The following is a 14840-nucleotide window of genomic DNA, read 5'->3' as shown; positions in this document are numbered from 1 at the left end:
AACTAATTCCACACAGTAAATTATTATATACCGATGCTCGGCCTGAGCCGACGGCAATCCATCATTGTATTGATGAGGACGCAGCCCAATGGCGTAGGGGATCTTTGCGATATCGCTCCCCAGTCGGTCAGTACGTTTAATGTCCTTCTCAATTTGAACGTGATTCAGTCTCATCGTGGTGGAAAAATCGAAAAGACTAGTTGCCAAAATCGCCTCGATGAGCATAAATCCCTGTGTGCCTATTTTATTGTCACACTCCTTTCGTGAAAGAAAATCTTTATTTGAAAAGTTAATTTAAATCAGTGGATTATGTGATATTTTTAGTGGTTGATGAGCAAGTGGAGGTGAATGGTATGAGAAAATTGCAGATCCCCATTGTGCTTGACTCGCTACATAATGAGATGATCTCTGTCGAGTTCTTTGAGGAACATCTTGGTATAAGGGAAATCCATGAGATACGAGCGAATAATGAAAATAAAAAGAGGTTTCTCTGTTTTCATTGCAAGTCTCCGGTAATCCTCTATGCAAAGCGTAGTGATAGTCATGAGAGTGGCCACAAATATCATGTTCAGCATCAAGCAGGAAAAGAATGCTTATGGAAACGTGATTCTAAGACGCTAGGTGAAATTTACGCAGGGATTAAGGAAGGTAAGCGACACAGAGAAATGAAAAGGTTACTTCAAGAAACACTTGAAGTGATCGATGGTTGGGAAGTAATTGATGTTGATAGACGCTTTATTGTCAGTCTAGACAATCTAGAAAGGAGAAAGCCCGACTTACATGCTAAATATAAAGGGCAAGATGTTGTTTTTGAGATACAGATGAGAAGCGAAAATCCGGCTGTTATTGTAAAGCGTAAAGCCTTTTACAATAAAAAGGGGATGAGGCTGGTTTGGTTAAGTGCTGAAAGCTCAGAGTTGGTTTCTGAGATATACAAAACCAATGCAATTGAAATGAAACAAGTTCAAAAAGACATTGCTTTTGCAAATAGAGGGAGTATTTTTTTCTTTAATGGTAGTCTCGCCAAGATCTCTAAAACCTATAATAGCCTTAAAGTGCTGGTAAAGTACATAGACTCAACCATAATTGATGGGTTAATTAAATGTAGATGGAGCGATAAGATTATCTCATTTGATGATGTTCACTTTAAAGATGGAGCTGCATTCTATTATGACTTCATATCTGTTGATGATGGTAATAGACAGAAGTTGGAGTCACAAGGGAAAAGGTTTGTGGCGCAGAATATATCTTCATGGCAGTGCAGGACATGGGAAGATTTTTTAGTTAATGTTAAAAAAGGATGGCCTTTTGTAGACGTTACTCGCAATAGTGAATGGTTGTATCAAGTATATAAGGAAGATTATGATACTAGAGTCCTAAGGTTAAAGAAAACAATTATCAATATTTTATTAGATAAAAAGCACGATATGAAACGCTGGAATCGTTGTGCAAGGCAGTTAGGATATAATGATTTTGGCATTTCTCCCAATGTTCAGTTAAATATTATTGCAAACTTGCTAGTCATATCTGGATACCCAGCCATGAAAAATACTGGGCCAGTCAGAGCAGCATATAACTTCTATGATCAACCCTCTTTTCATTCATACTTTACTTTGTTTATGTCAATTTTAGATAAGAGTCCACATAAAGAGATGATTATCAATGACGATACAATGTCCGACAGACTAAAAAAAGACTTTTCACATGTTGAACAAAAAATAGACTTTCATGAATTTATGAACTGGTTTTTATCTGAGCCAAGATTATGAGGAAGGGAAAGTATTTTTTGGATCTCAACCGGCCCCTAAGCTAATTCTAGTCTTTGAGCTGGTGTTTTACCAGTTAGGCCACTACAAACTAACCACGGTGTAACCCTCCCCGAAAAATTGGCCGGCTCTAATACACACTCAATCCTGCCTCCCATCTTGCGCAGAGAATGTAGTCTAAATTCTAGTCATGTATTTTAGCCGCTAAAATTATGTGGCCTGAATTTTGATCAAGTTTTTGCCAGGTTTACATATAGCTTGGCGTGTCGAAGGTTGCTTTATGTGCTAGTCAAAACAACTACTACTTTTTAGGGTGTGCGCTTTTTTTGAGGTTTTAGCGGCTAAAAACCAAGGTGGCTATGTCATTTTATAGTGCTCTTTTTTCTGTTTCTTTATTTTCGTGAAAAGGTTTAGCTTAACTTTTTATGTTCGCTTGTTTGTGATTTCGATATATCGAAATTTAACTTTAGCTTGGCTTTTAAGTTGAAGGTTTAATTTTATTTTTTATTTAAAAAATTATTTTTGTTGTTAGTATTAAAGTCTCTTCTGGTCTTGGGAGGCAAATACATGCAATCAATGGCACATAAAACACTTATTAATAGAAAGGCACTTCTGGAGATGATTCCGCTTTCCGCTCGGACAATTTACAACCTAGAACAGCGTGGCGAATTTCCGCGTCGCATTGCACTAACAAGCAGAAATGTTGCCTGGGATCTGGAAGAGGTTGAGAAGTGGATTGAAGAGCGTAAGTCGTCTGGTATCCAAGCCATGCGCCCTGGCTATTTCATGGGTGGGTAACGATATGGCTCTTGATCTCATGTCTGCTTTTACTGAGCTGCCGCCGGCGATTGATTACGTTTTGCCGAATATGGTTGCGGGAACCGTGGGGGCTATTGTGTCGCCTGGCGGGGCGGGTAAGTCCATGCTGGCCTTGCAACTGGCGGCACAGATTGCCGGTGGTCCCGACCTGCTGGATATTGGCGAGTTTCCCTCCGGCGCCGTGGCTTACCTGCCAGCCGAAGATCCGACTGCGGCTATCCATCATCGGCTGCACGTCCTGGGAAGGTACCTCACGCCTCCACAGCAGCAGGCGGTGGCTGATGGACTGCTGGTTGAGCCATTGATTGGCAGGTGCCCCGACATTATGTCTTCGGCATGGTTTGATGGCCTCAGGCAGGTTGCAGAGGGTCGACGCCTGCTGATCTTGGATACACTGCGCCGTTTCCATATCGAGGAAGAGAATGCCAGCGGGCCCATGTCGCAGGTGATTGGCCGGATGGAGGCCATCGCCGCCGAAACGGGCTGCGCCATCGTATTTCTGCATCATTCCAGCAAGGGAGCGGCCATGATGGGCGCTGGCGACCAACAGCAAGCCAGCCGTGGCTCATCTGTGCTGGTCGATAACATCCGTTGGCAATCCTACCTCTCAGGCATGACGCCAGGGGAGGCCGAGGAATGGGGAGTGGATGACGGCCAACGGGGTTACTTCGTCCGCTTTGGCGTAAGCAAAGCCAATTACGGCGCACCTTTTCCCGAACGTTGGTTGCGCCGACATGAAGGGGGCGTACTCAAGCCGGCCGTTCTGGAGCGGCAAAAGCGGCAGCAGTTTGTGAAGCCGAAAGCAGTGGTTGGGATTGGTGATGACAACTGGTAACAAGGTCGCTCCCACCAGCACGGCATTACAGGCTCGTGTGATGATCTATCAGCCCACTCAGCGTCCCCGAGAACGCAAGGGACAGTGGATGGACACCTGCTTTGGTCGCTGTCGAGTAACCGGCAGGCTCGGACAGCGCCATGCCGACCTTATGGAATCCATGCTGTACGTTGCCGAGCGGAAGCGGGATGTGTCGGATGGCGGAGTGGAGCTTCTGGTAGACCCTGCGAAGCTTCGCCGGACAATGTCCGATCATCAATACAGCCTTACCCAGATTGAGAAGCTGTTGGCTGAACTGCGGGCGGCGACCATCACTATAGAGACGCCGCAGTTTGATTTTCCAATTATCGGGGGCCTGATCGATCACGTAATACCATCACCGATGACTCGTCCCGACCCTCTGACCAGGGGAAAACGCAACCTGTGGCGTGTCCGGTTGGGAGTTGCCTTGGTCATGCTGCTGGAGCACGACTTATCCCTTCACTACCAGCCGGCGCCTATCACCAGGCTCAAGCATGGGATCAGTCAAGCGGTAGCTCGCCATGTGTTGACCCATAAGCATGATCCAGCCGGGGGCTGGCATATGGATACCCTGATCCGTGCCGTATGCGGTGATGATGTTGCTGGCCAGGCCATACGGGATGGGCGTAGACGACTGAAACATGATGCCGCTGGGCTTGCCGAGCTGGGGATAGAAATCACTGATGAGAACAGGGTGAAGCGTGGCACAGCCGCCCGATAGCGTGGCGTACCCGCCCGAAGGCGTGGCACAACCGCCCGGACGCGTGGTACAGCCGCCCGAATTTTTGCCGTTTTAGCAGGATCTTCAGGATATTTCAGGATATCCAGGCGGTATAACCGCCCGCTTGATGCGGGCGATTACACCTTTCTTGATAAAGCCCTGTCGGGCTTTATCAATCGGCCTACGGCCGATGGTTGAACGCCAGGAGGGGAGGGCTGCCAGGCCGGAGTTGACCTCCGGCTACAGAGCGGCCGGAGAAGACAAAGGAGCGTCGCAAAGGAATTGCTATGGCGTGGTTTATTGACACTTGAGGGGCGGGGCCTCGGTTTTATTGACATTTGAGGGGCAGCCATCCGGCTTGATTGACACCAGGGAGCGCCGGTTACGGTTTTATTGCCACCTGGAGTCAGCATTTTGGTCTGGTTGACGGCTTGAGGTACGGCACTTTGGCGTTATTGACATTTGAGGGGCGGCCGGGCTGGTAGTGGGGAAAGCGGGTGGAAACCTGTGTATTCCAAAGTGTAAAGCGCAAGGTCAGCTGCCATGGGGCGAACACGATTAGAGCGCTGTTTTACCGCTGTTGGCGCGCTGCATTATCGCTGCAAGCATCAGCTACTGCGCTGTTTAAGGCTGATTGTGTGCGATTCCACAGGATTACACGACGAGTGCACGGTAATAGCGATGCTTTGCACATGGCGTACGCGCAAGAATCAACGCCGAGGTGCGGGCAGGATGTGTGAAGTAGGCCCACCATGCAAGCATGGCGGAGCCTCTTCACCGGCCCTTATTCGCACCTGCGGTGCTCAACGTTCATCCTGCCCTGCGGGGCCGTCCAGCTCAGCTGGCAATCACGAAGAGGACGGTGACATGGAGACAAGCGAGAACAAGCCAACGAGAAAGGGCAGTAATCCGATCAAGGTCTATTGCCTGCCCGAGGAAAGGGCTGCCATCGAGACCAACGCCAGGAGGGCGGGCCATAGCGCCTCGACCTATCTGCGCTTGGTCGGCCAGGGCTACCAGGTTCGCGGTGTGACCGATGCCGAGCAGGTGCGCGAATTGGTCAGGGTGAATGGCGACCTGGGCCGACTGGGTGGCCTGCTGAAACTCTGGCTGACGAATGACGCCAGGGTGGCCGGAGTCGGGGCCAATACCATCCTGGCGGTTCTGGGCCGCATCGAGGCGACGCAGGAGCAGATGAGCCTCCTCATGGAGTCCATACTTCGGCCGAAGGCCGAGTCATGATAGCCAAACACGTTGCCATGCGCTCACAGGGCAAATCCGACTTTGCCGGGTTGGTGAATTACATCACCGACAAACAGAGCAAGGAGCATCGGTTGGGGGCCGTCCGGCTGACCAATTGCGAGGCGCATTCGGTCCGGGATGCGATCAGCGAAGTGCTGGCGACCCAGTTTGCCAATACCAGGGCGAAGAGCGACAAAACCTATCACCTGATTGTCAGCTTCCGGGCCGGGGAGCAGGTTGAAGCCGAGACCCTGGCCGCCATCGAGGATCGTATTTGCGAGGGACTGGGCTTTGGCGAGCATCAGCGTATCAGTGCCGTTCACAACGACACCGACAACCTGCATATCCATATCGCCATCAACAAGATCCACCCGACGCGGAACACCATCCACGAGCCCTACTACCCACACCAGACGCTGGCCGAGCTGTGCGAAGCCATGGAGCGGGATTACGGGTTGCAGCGGGACAACCACATGCCGCGCCGGCGCGGTGCCGAGGCCCGGGCGGCCGACATGGAGCGCCACGCCGGTATTGAAAGCCTGATCGGCTGGATCAAGCGCGAGTGCCTGGACGAACTCAAGGCCGTGCAGTCCTGGGGCGAGCTGCACCGGGTGATGCGTGACAACGGCCTGGAACTTCGGGGGCGGGGCAATGGGTTGGTGGTGATGGCCGGCGATGACGTTATGGTCAAGGCGAGCACCCTGGGGCGGGATTTCTCCAAGCCGAAGCTGGAAGCACGTTTTGGCCCGTTCGAGCCTGACCAGGCGCAACAGGCCAGGCCCCGCCGACAGTACCGCAAAGATCCGGTACGGCTGCGGGTGAACACCAGCGCGCTTTACGCCCGGTACAAGTCAGAGCAGGCGACGGCGGCGGCCAACAAAACGGCCGCCCTGGATAAAGCCCGGCGACGGAAAGACCGCCGGATTGAGCACGCCAAGATGAACGGCAGGGCGAGGCGGGCGGCCATCAAGCTTACTGGCGGCGGCAAGCTGACCCAAAAGCTCCTGTATGCCCAGGCCAGCAGTGCCCTGAAAGCCGACATTGACGCCATCCAGAAGCAGTACCGGGAAGAACGGCAGGCCATCCATGAGGCCCACGGAAAGCGCACTTGGGCCGATTGGCTCAAGCGGGAGGCCCTGCAGGGCGATGCCGAGGCCCTGGCCGCGCTGCGGGCCAGAGAGGCCGCCCAGGGCCTTAAGGGCAATACCCTCAAGGGAGAGGGGCGGGCGAAGCCCGGTCATGCGCCGGTGATCGACAACATCACCAAGAAGGGCACCATCATTTACCGGGCCGGCTCCAGTGCGGTGCGCGACGATGGCGACCGGCTCCAGGTATCCAGGGAATCCGACCAGGCAGGTATCCAGAATGCGCTACGACTGGCGATGGAGCGTTATGGCGACCGCATTACCGTGCATGGCTCGCCGGAGTTCAAGGCCCGAGTGATCCGGGCGGCTGTGGATGGGCAACTGCCTGTTAGATTCGCGGATGCCGGTCTGGAACGCCGTCGCCAGGCCCTGGCCAACAGCCAGGGTACAACCGGGATCCAGGGGCGGGCCAAACGGTCGGGAGTAACGCCAATCGGCCAGGAGCCGCCGCCGATGCGCCGTAACCGGCTGCAAACCCTGTCTCAACTCGATGTGCTGCGCTTCGGGAACAAGGTCGTCAGCACGCCGACCCCGCCAGGGCCGAGCGAGCAGGAGCGCCGCAAGGCCAAGCTGCGGGCGGAGCTGGACGCCAAGAAGGCGAGGTGGCAGAGCAAGGGGCGGGCGCGGTAAAATTTGTTCAATGCTTGCAGTGTGCTAAAATGCAGTCATGTAAAGCAAGTGTGGGGTTTGAAATCATGCCGTCTATCACTGTTAGAAATGTGCCGGATGAGGTGCATCGTGCCCTGAAGGTGCTGGCTGCCCAGCACGGGCGCAGCGCCGAAGCGGAAATCCGCGACATCCTGGAAAATGCCGTAAAGCCGAAAGGCCGGAAGAAACTGGGTTCTCTGCTGGCCGAGATTGGCCGACGGGCCAAGTTGACCGATGAAGATCTTAAAACCATCGAGCAGGTGCGCGACAAGACCCCTGCCAAGCCGATGACGTTCGAATGATCGTACTGGATACCAATGTCGTTTCGGAGCCACTGCGTCAGGCCCCCGAAGCCCGGGTGATTGAATGGATTGACGCGCAGGCGCTTGAAACGCTTTACCTGTCGGCTATCACAGTGGCCGAACTGCGTTTCGGTATGGCATCGTTGCCTGCCGGCAAACGCCGTGATGGGTTGCAAGAGAGCCTGGAAAAGCAAATTCTGCCGCTGTTTGCCGGGCGGGTGCTGCCGTTCGATATGTCGGCATCGAAAGCCTACGGCGAGCTGATGGCGAAGGCACGGACAGCCGGCCTGGCAATCGGCGCAGCCGACGGATATATCGCCGCGACGGCCGCCGCCAATGGCATGATCGTCGCCACGCGAGACGTCAGCCCGTTTGAAGCGGCGGGCGTAGACACCATTAACCCTTGGGAAGCCTAACCGTCCCCAAGGACAATGACACCGATGTTCAACAACAATGCGGCCGCGCGTTTTAACGGTGTCGCGCAGGTCGGACGCCGGGATAGTAAGTAACGAGCTATCTCTGTAGAGGTCCACATTCACCGCTGACGTTCAGCAGGGGTAGCGGTTTGCAGCCATATCCGGCGAGCCGCTACAGGTTGGTGAGTGCAACTTAGTTACGACAACACTAAGAGCACTCAATCATGAAAAAAGAACGTATTTTAGCGGCTAAAATGGCCGCGCTCGCCATCTCCCTGGCGTTGACCACATCCGTGCCGGCACGGGCGGGCATTCCGGTTGTCGACGGCACCAACCTGGCGCAAAACATGATGTCAGCGATGGAGGCCGTTGCGCAGACGCTCAAGCAAATTGAGCAGTATCAAACCCAGCTCCAGCAGTACGAAAACCAACTGCAGAACACCATGGCTCCGGCCGCTTACATTTGGGATCAGGCCCAGACCACCATCAATGATCTGGTCCAGGCCACCAACACGCTCCAGCATTACCAGAACCAGCTTGGCAGCCTCGATGCCTACCTGGGCAAGTTCCAGGATGTGGCCTATTACCGCAGCTCGCCCTGTTTTAACGGCTCCGGTGGCTGCACACCGGCCGAAAAAACTGCGATGGAAGAAAACCGCCGCCTGGCGTCCGAATACCAAAAGGCGGCCAACGACGCGCTGTTTCGCGGGCTTAGCCAGCAGCAGCGCAACCTGCAATCCGACGCTCGTCAGCTTGAACGCCTGCAATCCGCCGCCCAGGGCGCGGATGGCCAGCTTGCCGCCATCGGCTACGCCAATCAGCTCGCCAGCAACCAGGCCAACCAGCTCCTGCAGATCCGTAGCCTGCTGATTGCCCAGCAGAATGCAGAGGCAGCCCGGCTGGCGTCCGAAATGGATGCCTACGCCAGGGGCGAAGCACGGGAACAGCAGCTGCGCACCTGGACCTATCAACCCAGCTCAGCAGATCGCTACTAAGGGAGGCCGCCATGAAAAGAATCATTCCATTGGTGGCCCTGGTTGCCTTGTCCGGATGTGAGCAGGAAGTAGTACCGGAGGCGAGCGCGGCAACCTGTGCGCCGGCCGCATTTCAGCAGGCCATCAGCGAGCTGAGAAACGAGGCGAACCGGAAAGCCTTCACCCAGGCTTGCCGATCCTTCGAGAAAGCCCGGCAAATGCGGAGCTGGGAGTTTAAGCCCAGCTCCCCCGACCGGTATTGATGGGAGGCCTTAGCATGAAACGAATAGCCTTTTGTGGCCTGGGAGTATTGGCCGCCGTTGTCGTGTCGGAGCCTGTTCTGGCGCAGGAGCTGTCCAGCAGCAACATCATGGATGATGTGCTGGACCGTTTTCATGGTGCCGCCTCGACCTGGGGGCCCGCCATAGAAGCCGCCGCGAGCCGTCTCTTCTGGACCCTGGTGGTGATTTCGATGGTCTGGACCTTCGGTATGATGGCGTTGCGCAGGGCCGACATCGGCGAGTTCTTCGCGGAGCTGGTGCGGTTCACCATCTTTACCGGGTTCTTCTGGTGGCTGCTGACGAACGCGAACCAAGGCATGAACATCGCCGGAACCATCGTCCAGTCATTGCAAACCCTGGGCGCGCAGGCCGGTGGCCTTTCCAACAGTAATCTCGGCCCGTCCAGCATCCTGGATCTTGGCTTTGAACTCTACGACCGGACGGTACAGGCCACGTCGGAGCTGAGCTGGCAACAGTTCGCCACTGCGCTGGTGATGGAGCTGATGGCCCTGGCGGTATTGCTGGTGCTGGCGATTATTTCCGTCAACCTGCTGTTGTTGCTGGCGGCCAGTTGGATACTGCTTTACGCAGGCGTGTTCTTCCTGGGCTTTGGTGGTTCCCGTTGGACCTCGGACATGGCGATCAATTACTACAAGGCCATTCTCGGCATTGCGGCCCAGTTGATGGCCATGGTGCTGCTTGTCGCCATCGGTCGGGATTTTCTCGCTCATTATTACTCGCAGATCAGCGAGAACATGGCGTCCCAGGAGCTGGTAGTGATGCTGGTGGTGTCGGTGATCCTGCTGTTCCTGGTAAACAAGGTGCCGCCCATGATCTCCGGCCTAGTATCCGGCGGCAGCGTCGGTGCCATGGGCATTGGCTCTTTTGGGGCCGGTGCTGCAATGGGCGCAGCCATGACGGCGGCCGGCATGGCCATGGCGGGGGCCAAAATGGCCGGAGGCGCCATGCTGGGAGGGGTCGCAAATGCGGTAGGTGGCGCCTCGGCCCTTAAGGCTGCATTTGAAAAGGCATCGGCCTCGATGTCGAGCGGGAGCGATATGCCCAGCATGGATGGAGTATCGAATAGTAGCGGTGTAGGCGGAGGCTCCAGCTCCGGCGGCGATAACAGCACCGGAAGCACACCGTTTGCTCAAGCAGCAGGTTTTAGTGACAGTTCTGCTGGCGGGATCAAGCGTGCAGCAAGCCTTGCTGCTGCGACAGTCGGGAATCTGGCTAAGGGGGCTGGTTCTATGGCTGCGGACAAGTTCAAGGATCGCGTGGCTGATACGACCGGTGGCCGCTTGGTCTCCTCGATCCGTTCCAGCTCGCCTTCATTTGAAGGTAGCAGCTTGGGTGGCACAAACGACAGCAACAACAAGCGGGATGAGTGACGATGAAACGCAGTTTTTTTGACGGGCTGGACGTTGTTGCTAGCCAAGGTACGACAGCCTATTTTGAGCCGGTAGGGGATCAGTCAACAGAGCTGGATGTAGCCGTAGAGGTTGCCGCTTTCGTGGGCCGGCCTGATCCTTTCCCTGGTGTTGAAACTGGGAGAGAAGAAGAAACCCGAGTGATGGATAAGTCCGCTGGAACGAGTACGGGCAGCACACCATTTGCTGAGGCTGCCGGCTTTCTCAGCTCAGGCCGATAAAAGTGCGCCGGCCGGCATTGCGGGCCGGCCGGTATTTCCTCAATCCACCAGATAGAGAGGGAATCTTGACAATACAACAGTTTATAGACCCCTGCCAAGCCGTGTATCAAGCGGCTGCTGCTTTGGTGATGTGGGAATATCTCGACCGGGAGCATGCCCAGCAACTCGGGCCACTGGCTGAGGCAGTTGCCAATATGTTCATGGTGATGTTCTGCCAGGCCGAAACCGGCCAGGTATTGAAGGGGGGCTCCAAGAGGCCATCAAGGCCGTGCGGCAGTCTTTGACACCCTGATAGTGCTGAACGCCAAGAAGGGAAGGGCGGTCAGTTGATCGCTCTTTTCTTTTTAGCGGCTAAAAGTGTTCATCAAACGGTGGTTTTCTGGACAGTCTGCGGCTTCGCGCTTTTGCGAATGTGACACACTAGGTGGTGTTATGATATGCGTCAAATTTCAATGTTTCGGTACTTAAAATGAACCTAGTAGGAAGCATGGAGAAGCCACGCGAAGAATCCCAAATTCTTGAGGACCTAGCTACGCTTGCAGGATTGCCTGGATACGTTCATGCGGTAGCCAACATCTGTCATCGTGACAACGTCATTCACATCAAGGGTAAGCTGAAGCCGTCCGACATGGACCGATTGTTCAGTCGTGAGCGCCTTATTCGGACAGAATTGACGACGCTGATTGGCCTGATGGTAAAGAAGCCGTTAGACCTGTCTCTACAGCCGACAAATGTGATTGATGGCTACGTCAGGCGCACCGATGCCCTTATGCAGGAACTGCACGACTCGATGTCCTACCCGATGTTCAAATCCATGTTCGAGGCTGTGAAGGCAGGCACCACGCCGCCAGAACCGTGGCACGGCCCGGGGATGCGAGAGCCTATCTTTTACGGCACTGAGTCAGCCTATGCTTTCCAGTACAGGGACTTTGTGCCTGAGAAGTACGGGGCCGATGACGCATGGATGCTTAAGAATAAAGGATTCACATCCTACCAGGCGCGTATCATCGCAAAGACGATGTGCGCCTTGATGGACGAAAAGGGGACGCGACTTCTCGCTGATACCCGAATGGTCAACACTCCCGCTACTTGGTTGCCCGTATTTGAGTTCTCGCTAGATGAGGTGGCGTATCATAGCAGGGTTGATAAAGGTGTAGTCGAAGCTTTCTTTCGCGCGTTCCGCTTTGCGGGGGATAACTCGGGGTTCAAGGAGGTAGGTGATTTCAATGAGGTCGCCGCTCGGCCGCTGCTACCTACCGACCATGGGACTGTGCTTCTCTTCTCGCATTACGCCATTTACGAGGCGTTGTATGAATCTCCATTCTTTTGGATGTGGGACGACAAAGCTTACCGCCCAATAGCCGCCAAGCATCGCGGCGCCTTCACCGAACAGTTCGCTGCGCGCCGGTTGGCTAGGGTCTTTGGCCGTGAGCATGTCCATACGAATGTGAACCTGCATCGAGGCAAAGACATTGTGGGTGAAGTGGATGTTCTGGTCATCTACGGAGACCGACTCATCATTTTGCAGGCGAAGGCTAAGAAACTGACCATCGCTGCGCGCAAGGGGAACGATAACCAGCTAAAAGCCGACTTCGCTGCTGCCATCCAAGATTCGTATAACCAAGGCTGGACATGCGCTAACGAGCTGCTTGCCAGCGGGTGTCGGCTGGTGGACGACAACAAGAAAGAAGTCGAGCTTCCACCCAGCATCAAAGAAATTTTCTTGTTCAGCCTTGTGTCGGAACACTATCCGGCGCTTGCTTTTCAGGCAAGCCAGTCGCTGAAGTTCCAGACCACCGATGTCATCCGACCTCCGTTCGTGATGGACGTGTTCCTTCTCGACACGTTGACGGAGATGCTGGCGACGCCGTTGCGTCTGCTTGGATATGTGAAATTGCGCGTGGCCGTATCGGACAAGCTGATGAGTGGACACGAGTTGACTGTGCTTGGCTACCACCTTCAGAAGAATCTCTGGCTGGATGAGAAGCACGATCTAGTTATACTTGAGGACTCCGTCGCACAAGACCTAGACGCAGCGATGATGGTTCGCAGGGACAATCAGCCTGGCGACGATACGCCAGTGGGCATCCTCACGAAGATGCGCGAAACCCGTTACGAGAGCCTCATCAAAGAGATCGAAGCTAGGGCAGACCCGGGAACTCTCGAACTCGGCTTTCACTTGCTTTCAATGAACGAAGATTCGTGCAGGAACGTCCATCGCATACTCGAAACCATCACGAAGAAGGCGCTGATCGACGGTAAGCGACACGACGTTACGATTGCATCGAACACACCACCTTGTGGGGTCTGCTTCCATTGCAATCCAACATCATCTCCTGAAGCGATTGCCGTGTTGGAGGCCCACTGCGTCAAACGCAAGTATCAGCAACGTGCAGCACAGTGGTTTGGGGTTTCTGTCAGCCCGGCTGGGCAAGTCCAGTTCGGCGTCACATTGGATTTTCCGTGGGAAGCCTCTGACGAAATGGAACGGTTTACAGCTGATATGAAGCCTGCATCTAAAGTGAACGATGCTCTTCCCCAATATTTGCGAAAAGTCGGCCGCATAAAACTCGGTCGGAATGACCCGTGTCACTGCGGTAGCGGACTCAAATACAAGAGGTGCTGTTTAAGGTAATCCGGTGTAAATAACTGATCCTAATAGTGCTACATTCTGGCTGTTCCGTAACCACTTCTGGGAAAGGGCGAAACTGTATCCATGAAGTGCCTGACCCGCTGGAGAAGAGACCAGATGCTACGGCATTGGTGGTTACGGGTAACCGTCTCGTGCAGCTTGTACCACAGCAGCTCTATCTTGTTGATCCAAGGTGAGTAAACCGGCTGGAAGAGCAAGATGAACTTGGGGTTCTTCGCCAGCCAGGCCTGGACCTGACGGCTCTTGTGGATCACGTAGTTGTTCAGGATCAGAGTGATCTGCCGAGCCCGGCGATAGCGCCGCCGCAAGGCCTCCAGCAGGGCGATGAACAGGGAAGAATTCTTTTTATGGCCAGAGACATAGGTCACTTGCCCGGTGGTTGAGTGCAACGCGCCAGCCAGATAGTGCTTTTCGTTTTTCCCTGGGGTCACCACCTTCTTCTGTTGGCCTCGTGGCATCCAGTCCGCTCCCAGCTTGGGGTTTAGGTCGATGTCGACTTCATCGGCATAAAGCACAGGGTTATCTCGGCTGCTGCTCGCCAGTGCTGCCCTGATCTGCTCGACTTTGCTGTGGTAATCCGGGTCTTTGATCCGCAGTGTGGGGGCGACTCTACGCCAGACAATCCCCTCGCGAGGCAGCCAACGGCGGAGCGTGGAAGCCGCGATGTCGAGACCCAACAACCGGTTGATTTCAATAGCAAAGAGCTCGGTAGACCAGCGACTACGCTGGTAACCCAAGTCTTGTGGTGACATCTGGATAAGCATCTGAAGCAGCATGATAATGTTACGGATAGGAAGCGCGGGTGGCCGGCCTGCCGGCAGCGAGCGTAAGGCATCGAGCCCGCCGTCCTGGTACCAGTTGAACCAGCGGCCCAGGGTAGAGCGCGCGGCCCCGGTCAGCTGCTGTATTTTCTCAAGGGTGTATCGTTCGTGACGCAACAGCACCGCCATGACTCGCCGAGCATGCTGTTTGTCTGGTGTGGTCTGAATGATTTTGTGCATCCGGCGTCGCTCAGGACGTGGCAGGGGTGGTAAGATCGGCATGAACTCAGTCCTTTGGGTGTCGAGTTGGTTTTGTTTGGCGACTGATCAGATCGCACAAACTGGACTGAGTTCCCTGCCTCCACTGATCTACTATTCGGAACAGCTATTTAGAGATACTGTCGACAACAATACTTTTACATTCGGACAAGCCGCCTAATTTCAGTGCTGTGACAGACTCGTTTCTCGGGTTCGCTTCTTGCATATTCCGGCCCATGGTGAACAGCCATTCCGGCGGAACGTGAACACCTATTCTGGTTCAACGTGAACACCTATTCCGGCCCAAGATGAACACTTTTGCTGGATTTCCGGAATCGCCGTTCACG

General features: G+C 54.4%; 15 protein-coding genes. 14 read left to right on the top strand and 1 reads right to left on the bottom strand.

Translation table 11 applies throughout. From position 1 onward, the window contains the following. The first annotated feature begins 353 nt into the window (after positions 1-353). The 14 genes from C7H85_RS19540 to C7H85_RS09170 all read left to right on the top strand — a co-directional run bounded on the left by C7H85_RS19540 (position 354) and on the right by C7H85_RS09170 (position 13456). A complete protein-coding gene (locus C7H85_RS19540; protein WP_146140436.1) occupies positions 354-1769 on the top strand; it encodes a DUF6035 family protein in 1416 nt (471 codons plus the stop codon). A 564-nt stretch (positions 1770-2333) separates the two neighbouring features. After that, complete coding sequence (locus C7H85_RS09230) at positions 2334-2564, top strand: helix-turn-helix transcriptional regulator (RefSeq protein ID WP_106729426.1); 231 nt, start codon at positions 2334-2336, stop codon at positions 2562-2564. Between the two features lie 4 nt (positions 2565-2568). Beyond that, positions 2569-3420 (top strand): helicase RepA family protein, encoded by an 852-nt coding sequence (locus C7H85_RS09225; protein WP_106729664.1) that lies wholly within the window; start codon positions 2569-2571, stop codon positions 3418-3420. Continuing rightward, complete coding sequence (locus C7H85_RS09220) at positions 3407-4162, top strand: ABC transporter ATPase (RefSeq protein ID WP_106729425.1); 756 nt, start codon at positions 3407-3409, stop codon at positions 4160-4162. Before C7H85_RS09225 ends, C7H85_RS09220 begins: the two co-directional genes overlap by 14 nt. Positions 4163-5029: 867 nt before the next feature. Beyond that, positions 5030-5404, top strand: coding sequence for a conjugal transfer transcriptional regulator TraJ (gene traJ, locus C7H85_RS09215; protein ID WP_096779516.1), 375 nt, complete (start codon positions 5030-5032; stop codon positions 5402-5404). Beyond that, the gene (gene traI, locus C7H85_RS09210) at positions 5401-7179 is read left to right on the top strand and encodes a TraI/MobA(P) family conjugative relaxase (RefSeq protein WP_106729424.1); all 1779 of its coding nucleotides are present in this window, start codon (positions 5401-5403) and stop codon (positions 7177-7179) included. The genes traJ and traI overlap by 4 nt, the downstream gene beginning before the upstream one ends. Continuing rightward, complete coding sequence (locus C7H85_RS09205) at positions 7152-7499, top strand: FitA-like ribbon-helix-helix domain-containing protein (protein WP_245879622.1); 348 nt, start codon at positions 7152-7154, stop codon at positions 7497-7499. The genes traI and C7H85_RS09205 overlap by 28 nt, the downstream gene beginning before the upstream one ends. After that, on the top strand, positions 7496-7915 hold the full coding sequence (locus C7H85_RS09200; RefSeq protein ID WP_106729423.1) for a type II toxin-antitoxin system VapC family toxin: 420 nt from the start codon (positions 7496-7498) through the stop codon (positions 7913-7915). Before C7H85_RS09205 ends, C7H85_RS09200 begins: the two co-directional genes overlap by 4 nt. 224 nt (positions 7916-8139) lie before the next feature. Next, a complete protein-coding gene (gene trbJ, locus C7H85_RS09195) occupies positions 8140-8910 on the top strand; it encodes a P-type conjugative transfer protein TrbJ (protein ID WP_106729422.1) in 771 nt (256 codons plus the stop codon). 11 nt (positions 8911-8921) lie between these two features. Beyond that, positions 8922-9152 (top strand): entry exclusion lipoprotein TrbK, encoded by a 231-nt coding sequence (gene trbK, locus C7H85_RS09190; RefSeq protein WP_106729421.1) that lies wholly within the window; start codon positions 8922-8924, stop codon positions 9150-9152. Between the two features lie 14 nt (positions 9153-9166). Beyond that, positions 9167-10561 carry a P-type conjugative transfer protein TrbL gene (gene trbL, locus C7H85_RS09185; protein ID WP_106729663.1) on the top strand — a complete coding sequence of 465 codons (1395 nt, stop codon included), beginning with the start codon at positions 9167-9169 and terminating at the stop codon, positions 10559-10561. 2 nt (positions 10562-10563) lie between these two features. Beyond that, positions 10564-10821, top strand: coding sequence for a hypothetical protein (locus C7H85_RS09180; RefSeq protein ID WP_106729420.1), 258 nt, complete (start codon positions 10564-10566; stop codon positions 10819-10821). A 2-nt stretch (positions 10822-10823) separates the two neighbouring features. Then, entirely contained in the window at positions 10824-11105 is a 282-nt protein-coding gene (locus C7H85_RS20320) for a type I toxin-antitoxin system ptaRNA1 family toxin (RefSeq protein WP_425445064.1), read from the top strand. A gap of 203 nt (positions 11106-11308) precedes the next feature. Beyond that, a complete protein-coding gene (locus tag C7H85_RS09170; RefSeq protein ID WP_106729419.1) occupies positions 11309-13456 on the top strand; it encodes an SEC-C metal-binding domain-containing protein in 2148 nt (715 codons plus the stop codon). Positions 13457-13485: 29 nt separating this feature from the next. On the opposite strand, the gene C7H85_RS09165 is transcribed toward C7H85_RS09170, so the two are convergent. Further along, positions 13486-14517 (bottom strand): IS630 family transposase, encoded by a 1032-nt coding sequence (locus C7H85_RS09165; protein WP_106729418.1) that lies wholly within the window; start codon positions 14515-14517, stop codon positions 13486-13488. Between the last annotated feature and the right edge of the window lie 323 nt (positions 14518-14840).

Origin of the sequence: Zobellella endophytica (assembly GCF_003012775.1) — a bacterium.
Lineage (GTDB): Bacteria > Pseudomonadota > Gammaproteobacteria > Enterobacterales > Aeromonadaceae > Oceanimonas > Oceanimonas endophytica.
This window is presented reverse-complemented; position numbering and strand designations above follow the sequence as displayed.